The organism is Actinacidiphila oryziradicis (assembly GCF_005047355.1).
Lineage (GTDB): Bacteria > Actinomycetota > Actinomycetes > Streptomycetales > Streptomycetaceae > Actinacidiphila > Actinacidiphila oryziradicis.
This window is the reverse complement of sequence record NZ_SUMC01000187.1, coordinates 1-8,583: the sequence shown is the minus strand read 5'-3', so window position 1 is coordinate 8,583 and position 8,583 is coordinate 1. Positions and strand designations below refer to the sequence as shown.

Below are 8,583 nucleotides of genomic sequence, written 5' to 3'. Positions count from 1 at the left end.
GATCCCGGTGCAGATACGATGGCTCAAGGCCGTGCGGGCCCCTCTTGACGTCACAATCATGATCGTCTCGCACGGCCGTTTGCATGCTCAGACCGGGGTCTCAGCTACCGCGCACGACGTCGTTAGTTCTCCGCACTCGCCCTCCTCGTTGGGGTACGAGGACTTCTGCCAGTGACCCGGTGGGGGGGGTGACCGGTCCCGCCATTTCGGCGTGGGTGGTGTGGCGGGTGCGTTTTGCTCCCTTCGGTCGCAAAGATCAAAGACGCTAACTGCGGAGGGGGAGGAGGGGCGCTCGTCTTGTCGGTTGGCTGTCGGGTGGGTGGGTTGCGGGTGTCAAGGCGGCTTGTGCGGCTGTTGTTCGGTGGGTGTCTGGGGTCTCGTTGCCGGATCCTGGTAGAGATGGTCGGTGGCGACGCCTGTTGTCCGTGGGTGGCTGGGCTGCCGTAACCGGCGGCTGAGAGGTGCTTGGGGGCTTTCCTCCTCCACGGCCTGCGCCGTCCCGGGCCGGCTCTCGCCGGGCCAGCGGCGGGGGGTGGCGGAGCTCGCCCGCCGGGTGCAGAGGTGGCCGGGGGCGCGGAAAGGTTTCTGCTGGGCTGTGGGGTGGGCCCGCAGGGGCTCAAGATACCGTGACCGGGAATGACGGGGCTCTTATGACCACTTTGAATCGATTCAAGTGGTCATAAGGCCCCCGTCATTCGGCCCGAGTGAGGCCGCCTGCGTGCACTCCCACCCATGCTTGCGTACACCCCGGTGTGGCCGGGGTGTACGCAAGCATGGGCTGTAGTGCACGCAGGCACGAGAGGGATTGTCCGATACGTCGCACGCGGGAAGGCCTCCCGGCTCCCGCTGAAACGATTCTGCGGCGGGGTGGATCCGCTAGGTGCTGCAATGGGACAGCGACACGCCGAGCGGGGACAGACAAGCCCCCCTCCTCCCCATCCGCAGTAAGCGCCTTTCATCTTTGCGACCGAAGGGAGCCAAGCGCACCCGCCGCCCGGCCAATCAGAAATGGCGGGGCCGTGTCCGGGCCGCCCGGCCGCGCCCGGGGTGGGGTGGGGGAGTGAGGGGGCAGTGAGGACGGGCTTGCCGGTGCACCGGCAGAGGTAGCAGATCCGGTGGACTGGTGCCGGCACCGGCACCGAGGCCGGGACCGGATGTGAGGGCGGCCTCCGGTCGCGCGTGCAGAGGGTGGGGATGGCGTAAGCCAGCGCGGCGATGGCGAGGCCGAAGGCGATGGCGATGGCGCCGGGCGGGGTGAGGGTCACGCGGCGGCGCGAGTGGTGTCGAGTTCGAACCAGACACCCTTGGCGAGGGCGCCGATTTGGTCGGGAGCGACGTCGTATGCGCGCAACGTGCAACGCGCCGCTGGTCCCGCCAGGGCCAGGGTCAGGGTCAGGGTCAGGCGCGATTCGCGGGGGCCGGATGGCATGCATGACCGGCACGAGTGCTGTGCCTGTCGACGTAAGCCCGGGCGCTCACGGGCTAGGGCGGAGTCAGGCCGATGCGGTCGGCGCGAACTCGCCGGTCTTGAGGGCGAGTAGGAACGTGCCGAGCGCGGTCGGGGTGATCGCCAGGACGACGGCGGGGGTGTCGCTCTCCCGGAACCGTATCGTTCCGTCGACGGCAGCCACTTCGACACAGTCGCCCTGTGTTCCGGAGTAGGAGGACTTCTGCCATCCGATCGGCTCGGTCATCGTTGGCCTTTCACAGTTGCTGTGCGACGGATTGGATGAAGCCTCGTGACTCCGTTTCGCCGAGTGTCACAGCCTTCACGGCGTCAAAAATAGTGCGGTACTTCGCGAGGTGCGCCGCCGCGTCCAGGAGAGTGACGGCGTGCTCGGCTTCGATCTGCACGGTATCGAGCTGTGGCACCTGGCCGCATGCATAGACCATCGCGTGGCCGGAACCGATGTAGCCCTCAGCCTCGAACGGGATGACCCGTAGCGTGATGTTCGGCCGCTCGCTGACCTCTTGCAGGTAGTCGAGCTGCGCTCGGAGGATCTTTCGGCTGCCGAACCGCATGCGCAATGCCGCTTCGTGGATGACGGCCTCGTACGTCGGCGCCTTGTCGAGCAGGAAGAAGTCACGGCGCTGCATCCGGTGTGCGACTCGCGCCTCCAGGTCGGTGCCGGGAAGTTGGGGAATGGTATGCCCGAAGACCGTCCGGGCGTAGTCCTCTGTCTGGAACGCCCCGGGGATGTGGGTTACCTGAATCGCACGGAGGAGCCCTGAGTAGTACTCCAACTCGGAGAGGTCCAGGAGCGGCGCGGGCAGGATCCCCCGGTACCCCTCCCACCAGCCGCGATCACGGGGCTGGGCGATGTCCACCAAGGCATCGACGAGCGGCGCGTCACCGCAGTCGTAGTAGGCGGCGAGCCGGCGGATGCGCTCCTCGCTGATTCCGGACCTGCCGGACTCGACGTGGCTCATCTGGATGGGGTTCGATCCCAGCAGCTTGGCCGCCTCGCGGGCTGTCATACCCGCGTGCTCCCGCATCTTCCGCAGTTCGGCGCCCAGGCGCTCCTGACGAGCCGTTGGGTTGGTCCTCGGCGGCATCGGTCTTCCTTCGAACTCGTACGCACTGAGTGTGCCGCGCCAGCATGGCACGGGTCACACCATCGAGGGCAATCCCGACCATAATGTTGCGCCACCATAATATTCAGCCCTACTGTCCGTATCGCGTTCATCACATGGCGTCGCGACAGCATCCGCCTGCCGCGAGGCCGCGTGGCGCCCGTAAGACGGCAGTGCACCCCTGAACTCCCCGGCCGGGAGGGGCAACGCCACCGCAGGCCAACACCCGCACCGACCGGAGGATTCCGTATGCCCAGCCCCGCTCCAGGCCTTGCCCCGCACTCGTACACACCTTTCACCCCGCCCCTGGCCACCGCACCGCTTGTCGCCCGCGAGTTCGTCGGCACTGTCCTGAGGTCACTCGGCCTCACGCACCTCGCCGACACGGCAAGGCTGTGCACCTGCGAGCTGGTCACGAACACCTACCGGCACGCGGGAGGCGTCGGCTCCCTGACGTGGCTCGCGGTCGAGGATGAACTGATCCGGATCAGCGTCTACGACGGGAGTCCGGAGATCCCCGTGACCAGGACGCCGGACACGGCCACCGATACCGGGAGAGGCCTGCTGCTGGTGGCGGAGCTGGCGGACAAGTGGGGCGTGGAACTGGGCTGTCCGCTGGGCCTGGGCGGGAGCGGCAAGGGCGTGTGGTTCGAGTGCGGGCTGTGACGCTCGGCGGTGACCAGCCATTTCCCTGAGACCGGGCTTTGGCACCGGGGCCGATGGCTCCTCGAACGGCCCGGCCTACCAGGGGGTCCTTGTCGGGCTTGTAGGTGTCCCAGTACTCGGCCAGGGTTTGCGACGCGCGGGACATGCGGCTCCTCGGGTGGGCGCAGAGGCAGGGATTCGCCAGGCTGGAGACCGTAGTCGCAGCCCCTTGCCCTGCGCCGACGGGTGAAGCGTTTTCATCCGCAAATGACCCTGGAGCGTGTCGGTCGGGGCAGGGGTCCGGCGGGGTGAAAAGGAACTGACATCCCGCTCGCAGAGTCGTAGCGTGCTCGTGTGGAAGAGATCGTCACGTATGTGGAGATGACCGCACTGAGCGAGTTACGTGCTTCCCCGCCCGCGAACGGGGTCACCCTGGAGCGCGTCGACGGCACCTCGCCGTTGATCCGGTCGGTGCAGGCACGGATTGGGGAGCCGTACGCCTGGGCGAGTGCGTCTCGGTCGGACGATGACTGGGCGGAGTGGTTGTCGCACCCGCTCCGTCAGTACTGGTTCATCAAGTACGAGACCGAGATCGCCGGGATCGCCGATTTCGAGCTCCAGCCCGGTGGCGAGGTGGAGATCACCACCTTTGGGCTGCTCCCCGAGTACGTCGGCCGGGGTCTGGGCGGTTATGCGTTGACCCTGGTGGTCCGGCAGGCTTGGGAGGTTGAACCGGTGGGCGCCGAGTCTGTATGGCGGATCTGGCTGCACACCTCCACCCTCGACCACCCGAACGCGCTGGCGAACTACGAGCGCCGTGGCTTCCGTCCCTTCCGCACCAGGGTCAAACAGCGCGAAGACCGCCGCTGCCGGACCTGGGACGAGTCGGCGGGACTGCCCGTCTTCGACAGCGGAGACCCGACTTTCGCGGAACGTGCCGACGAGCACAAGGCATTCCGGGTGCTTCCTGACGACCTGTGATCAGCGGGCCGCCCAGCCCGCCGGGTCGTCCAGGACTGCGCGGACCGCGCTGTAGGCGGCCCCCAGTAGTACGCCGTGGCGGCCCAGGCGGGATACCAGGACGCCGCCGGCCGCAGGCCATAGGCGGTCGGTGACGCGCTGCGCCAGTTCCCGCTCGACGGCGTCCCGCAGCCAGGGGGCCAGGGCGGCGAGGGGGCCGCCGAGGACGACGGCCTGGGGGTCGAGGAGGTTCACGGCGCCGCTGAGGGCGATGCCGAGTGCCTGGCCGGCGGCGCGCAGCGCGGAAAGGGCAGCCTCGTCGCCGTCCGCGGCGGCCGTGTGCAGGGCCTTGACCCGGTCGGGCTGGCCGGGGTCGATGCCGGCGGCGCGGAGCACCGCTTCCTCGCCCGCGTATGTCTCCAGGCAGCCGTGTGCGCCGCAGGAGCAGTGTGGGCCGTCGGGTCGTACGGGTACGTGGCCGAGCTCGCCGGCGAAGCCGCGGGCGCCGCGGAAGAGGCGGCCGTCGACGACGAGGGCGGCGCCGATGCCGATCTCGGCGGAGACGTGGATGAAGTCGGCGATGTCGTCGTGGCCGCCGAGCCACAGTTCGGCGAGGGCGCCGAGGTTGGCCTCGTTCTCGACCGCGACCGGTAGGGCGGGTATGGCGAGCAGCTCCGCCACGGCCACCTGCTCCCAGCCCAGGTTCGGTGCCCGCAGTACGGTATGCCGGTCCCGGCCGACCAGGCCCGGCGCCGCGACGGTCAGTCCGGCCGGGCGCATGCCCAGTGCGGCGGCCTCTTCGGTCATCTGGCGTACGAGGGTGGCCAGTTCGCGCAGGACATCTGCCGCCGGCCGCTCCCGGTTCCGGGCCTCGACCTGGGTACGGGCCCGTACGGTCCCGCGCAGATCCACGACGCACGCGGCCAGGTGGTCCACGCCGACCTCGGCGCCGAGCCCCGCCGCGCCGGTGGCGTTGAGCGCGAGGGCGGTGCCGGGGCGGCCGACCGTGCCGGGGCGTTGCGCGCCGAGCTCCACGAGGAGGTCTGCGGCCAGCAGCTCGTCGACGAGCGTTGACACGGTGGCCCGGGTCAGGCCGACTTCGGCGGCTACCGCCGCGCGCGAGACCTGACCGCCCCGGGCGGCCACCGCACGCATGACGATGCCGAGATTGCGGCGCCGGATGTCGGCCTGGTTGGCTGCCGGCACGTCTTGCTCCTTTCTGCAGCGGGTTGGCTGGTGACCGTGCCTTCAGCGCGGGGGAGTCTCCCACCAGCCCGCCCATTACCCGGGACCGTAGCGTCACCGAGCGCTGACGCCCGCAGGGCGGTCACCGGACGGGCCGGCTATGTGCGCCGGGCAACAGGTGGCGGGTGGGCGGGCGGGCGGGGGTCACCCCGCGCCGAAGGTGCGGGCCAGTTCCGTGCCGAGCCGGTCCAGGGCGGCGTCGTCGCGCTCGACGGGGTCGTGGACGGGCCCGGCAGTGGTGTTCCAGCGCCGGGCGACGGCTGCCGGGGTCTCCCCGGTAAGCAGGGCGGCGGCCTGCGCGGCGGCGCCGAGGGCGACGAGTTCCTCGGCGACGGGGATGCGGACGGCGCGCCCGGAGAGCCGGCGGACGGTCTCGCGCCAGGCGGTGCCCCGGGCGCCGCCGCCGATGAGGAGGAGGGGCTCGTCGGAGGGGGCGCCGCCGTCGACCGCCAGCACTTCGTCGAGGGCGCCGAGGAGGGTGTAGACGGCGCCGTCGTAGGCGGCCTGCAGAATCTGGCCGGGAGTGGTGTCGTGGCGGAGGCCGGTCAGGAGCCCGGAGGCGTACGGCAGGTTGGGGGTCCGTTCGCCGTCCAGGAAGGGCAGTACGACCGCCGAGCCGCCGCCCTCCACCGCTTCGCGGTCGCGCCCGAGCAGCGCGGCGATCTTGTCCACGGCGAGGGTGCAGTTGAGGGTGCAGGCGAGCGGCAGCCAGCCGCCGTGGGCGCCCGCGAAGCCCGCGACGACCCCCGACGGGTCGGCGGGCCGGGCGACCGACGGGGTGAAGACGGTGCCGGAGGTGCCGAGGCTGAGGGCGGCCTGGCCGGGGGCGAGGCCGAGGCCGAGCGCCGCGGCGGCGTTGTCGCCGGTGCCGGAGGCGACGAGGGCGCCGGCGCGCAGCGGGAGGCCGGGGAGGGTGGTCCCGGCGGCGTCGCCGGGGCCGAGGACGCGGGGGAGGAGGGCGGGGTCGAGGCCGATCGTGTCGAGCAGCCCGGAGTCGTAGGTCTCGGTGTCGGTCGCCCACCAGCCGGTGCCGGAGACGTCCCCGCGGTCGGTGACGGCGGCGCCGGTGAGCCGCTCGGTGAGGAAGTCGTGGGGGAGCCGGACGGCCGCCGCGGCCTTGGCGGCCTCGGGTTCGTGCTCGGCCAGCCAGGCCCACTTGGTCACCGTGAAGCTGGCGCCCGGCACGCTGCCGAACCGCTTCGCCCACCACTGCGCGCCGTGGGCGGCGACCAGTGCGGCGGCCTGCGGCGCGGACTGTACGTCGTTCCAGAGCAGCGCGGGCCGCACCGGCCTGCCCTCCCGGTCGAGGACGACAAGCCCGTGCTGCTGCCCGCCGACGGAGATCGCGGCGGCCTGCGCGGCGTAGGGACCCACCTGCGCGAGGGCTTCGCCGAGGGCCCGCCACCACACCTCCGGGTCGGTCTCGCGCGCGGCGCCCGTGCTGACGACGTGCGGGGCCTGCCCGCGCGCCACGACCTCCCCGGTGTCGGTGTCGACGGCGAGTACCTTCGTCGACTGGGTGGAGCTGTCCACCCCGAGCACGACGTTTCGTCCCATAGCTGCGGCTCCTTCTTCCCATCCTGGCGTTCGCATACTAATTTGTTCAGCGGTCTTACGAATAGGAGCCGCAGCTATGAGTTTCACCCCCACCCCCGACGACAGGTTCACCTTCGGTCTCTGGACGGTCGGCTGGCAGGGCCGCGACCCGTTCGGCGACGCTACCCGCCCGGCGCTGGACCCAGTCGAGTCCGTCACGAAGCTCGCCGAGCTCGGCGCGCACGGCGTCACCTTCCACGACGACGACCTGATCCCCTTCGGGTCCGACGAAGCCGCCCGCGAGGGCCACATCAAGCGCTTCCGCCAGGCCCTGGACGCCACGGGGATGAAGGTCCCGATGGCGACCACGAACCTCTTCACGCACCCGGTCTTCAAGGACGGCGCCTTCACCGCGAACGACCGCGACGTGCGCCGTTACGCGCTCCGCAAGACCATCCGCAACATCGACCTCGCCGCCGAGCTCGGCGCGCAGACCTACGTCGCCTGGGGCGGCCGCGAGGGCGCCGAGTCCGGCGGCGCCAAGGACGTCCGGGTCGCGCTCGACCGTCTCAAGGAGGCCTTCGACCTGCTCGGCGAGTACGTCATCTCCCAGGGCTACGACCTGAGGTTCGCCGTCGAACCCAAGCCCAACGAGCCGCGCGGCGACATCCTGCTGCCGACGGTCGGCCACGCGCTGGCCTTCATCAACGAGCTGGAGCACTCCGAGCTCGTCGGCGTCAATCCCGAGGTCGGCCATGAGCAGATGGCCGGGCTGAACTTCCCGCACGGCATCGCCCAGGCGCTCTGGCACGGCAAGCTCTTCCACATCGACCTCAACGGCCAGTCCGGCATCAAGTACGACCAGGACCTGCGCTTCGGGGCGGGGGATCTGCGGGCCGCCTTCTGGCTGGTCGACCTGCTGGAGACGGCCGGGTACGAGGGCCCGCGCCACTTCGACTTCAAGCCGCCGCGCACCGAGGACTTCGACGGCGTGTGGGCGAGCGCCGCGGGCTGCATGCGCAACTACCTGATCCTGAAGGAGAAGGCCGCCGCCTTCCGTGCCGACCCGGAGGTCCAGGAAGCGCTCAAGGCTTCCCGCCTCGACCAGCTCGCGCTCACCACTCTCTCCGAGGGCGAGTCGCTCACCGACCTGCTCGCCGACCGCAGCGCCTTCGAGGAGTTCGACATCGAGGGGGCGGGCAAGCGCGGCATGGCCTTCGAGCACCTCGACCAGCTCGCGATGGACCACCTGCTGGGTGCCCGGGGCTGAGTTCCACCCGCCGGACCTGTCCGGCACTGGCCACGCTCAGGCGTCGGGCAGTGCCGGACAGTGCTTTGCCCAGAGCCTCAGAGAGCGATCGGCGGATGAGAGGGATCGGCGGATATGAGAGCGGCGATGGCCCGTATCCGCTTCTGTCCCTTGGTATTTGACCGGAGATGCCCGGTTCCCCTACCCCCTGAACCGGACAAAAGTTCCCGTCTCACACCCGTCTAAGGGCAATGCCGCTGTTTTAAGCGGTGACCTTGGGTTTTCGCTTGGCCGGGGCGCTCTTGGACGCGGGGGTGATGGTGACCGCCTCGGCCGGCGGGGCGGCGGGCTGGGGCCAGGTGCGGTGGTGGGCG

Annotated in this window: 8 protein-coding genes; 3 read left to right on the top strand and 5 right to left on the bottom strand. The window is 70.5% G+C overall.

Translation table 11 applies throughout. The annotated features are described in order from the left end of the window. Window positions 1-1,261 precede the first annotated feature (1,261 nt). The 3 genes from FCI23_RS57820 to FCI23_RS52410 form a co-directional block, all read right to left on the bottom strand. Entirely contained in the window at window positions 1,262-1,429 is a 168-nt protein-coding gene (locus tag FCI23_RS57820) for a hypothetical protein (protein ID WP_169317427.1), read from the bottom strand. A gap of 64 nt (window positions 1,430-1,493) precedes the next feature. Next, a complete protein-coding gene (locus tag FCI23_RS52415; RefSeq protein ID WP_136730998.1) occupies window positions 1,494-1,694 on the bottom strand; it encodes a DUF397 domain-containing protein in 201 nt (66 codons plus the stop codon). A gap of 10 nt (window positions 1,695-1,704) precedes the next feature. After that, a complete protein-coding gene (locus tag FCI23_RS52410; protein WP_136730997.1) occupies window positions 1,705-2,556 on the bottom strand; it encodes a helix-turn-helix domain-containing protein in 852 nt (283 codons plus the stop codon). Between the two features lie 267 nt (window positions 2,557-2,823). Between FCI23_RS52410 and FCI23_RS52405 the strand changes: the two genes are divergently transcribed. Both FCI23_RS52405 and FCI23_RS52400 read left to right on the top strand, forming a co-directional pair. Next, entirely contained in the window at window positions 2,824-3,240 is a 417-nt protein-coding gene (locus FCI23_RS52405; RefSeq protein WP_136730996.1) for an ATP-binding protein, read from the top strand. Window positions 3,241-3,573: 333 nt separating this feature from the next. After that, on the top strand, window positions 3,574-4,200 hold the full coding sequence (locus tag FCI23_RS52400; protein ID WP_136730995.1) for a GNAT family N-acetyltransferase: 627 nt from the start codon (window positions 3,574-3,576) through the stop codon (window positions 4,198-4,200). Here the strand turns inward: FCI23_RS52400 and FCI23_RS52395 are convergent, their stop codons facing one another. Then, window positions 4,201-5,334, bottom strand: coding sequence for an ROK family protein (locus tag FCI23_RS52395; protein ID WP_136730999.1), 1,134 nt, complete (start codon window positions 5,332-5,334; stop codon window positions 4,201-4,203). Window positions 5,335-5,568: 234 nt separating this feature from the next. After that, window positions 5,569-6,981 carry a xylulokinase gene (gene xylB, locus FCI23_RS52390; RefSeq protein WP_136730994.1) on the bottom strand — a complete coding sequence of 471 codons (1,413 nt, stop codon included), beginning with the start codon at window positions 6,979-6,981 and terminating at the stop codon, window positions 5,569-5,571. A 76-nt stretch (window positions 6,982-7,057) separates the two neighbouring features. Between xylB and xylA the strand changes: the two genes are divergently transcribed. Then, window positions 7,058-8,230 carry a xylose isomerase gene (gene xylA / locus FCI23_RS52385; RefSeq protein ID WP_136730993.1) on the top strand — a complete coding sequence of 391 codons (1,173 nt, stop codon included), beginning with the start codon at window positions 7,058-7,060 and terminating at the stop codon, window positions 8,228-8,230. Window positions 8,231-8,583: the final 353 nt, after the last annotated feature.

What these genes read in the sequence shown, in the direction of transcription:
- FCI23_RS57820 (WP_169317427.1), bottom strand. Translation starts at nt 1,429, where the DNA reads ATGCCATCCGGCCCCCGCGAATCGCGCCTGACCCTGACCCTGACCCTG.
- FCI23_RS52415 (WP_136730998.1), bottom strand. Translation starts at nt 1,694, where the DNA reads ATGACCGAGCCGATCGGATGGCAGAAGTCCTCCTACTCCGGAACACAG.
- FCI23_RS52410 (WP_136730997.1), bottom strand. Translation starts at nt 2,556, where the DNA reads ATGCCGCCGAGGACCAACCCAACGGCTCGTCAGGAGCGCCTGGGCGCC.
- FCI23_RS52405 (WP_136730996.1), top strand. Translation starts at nt 2,824, where the DNA reads ATGCCCAGCCCCGCTCCAGGCCTTGCCCCGCACTCGTACACACCTTTC.
- FCI23_RS52395 (WP_136730999.1), bottom strand. Translation starts at nt 5,334, where the DNA reads ATGCGTGCGGTGGCCGCCCGGGGCGGTCAGGTCTCGCGCGCGGCGGTA.
- xylB (WP_136730994.1), bottom strand. Translation starts at nt 6,981, where the DNA reads ATGGGACGAAACGTCGTGCTCGGGGTGGACAGCTCCACCCAGTCGACG.
- xylA (WP_136730993.1), top strand. Translation starts at nt 7,058, where the DNA reads ATGAGTTTCACCCCCACCCCCGACGACAGGTTCACCTTCGGTCTCTGG.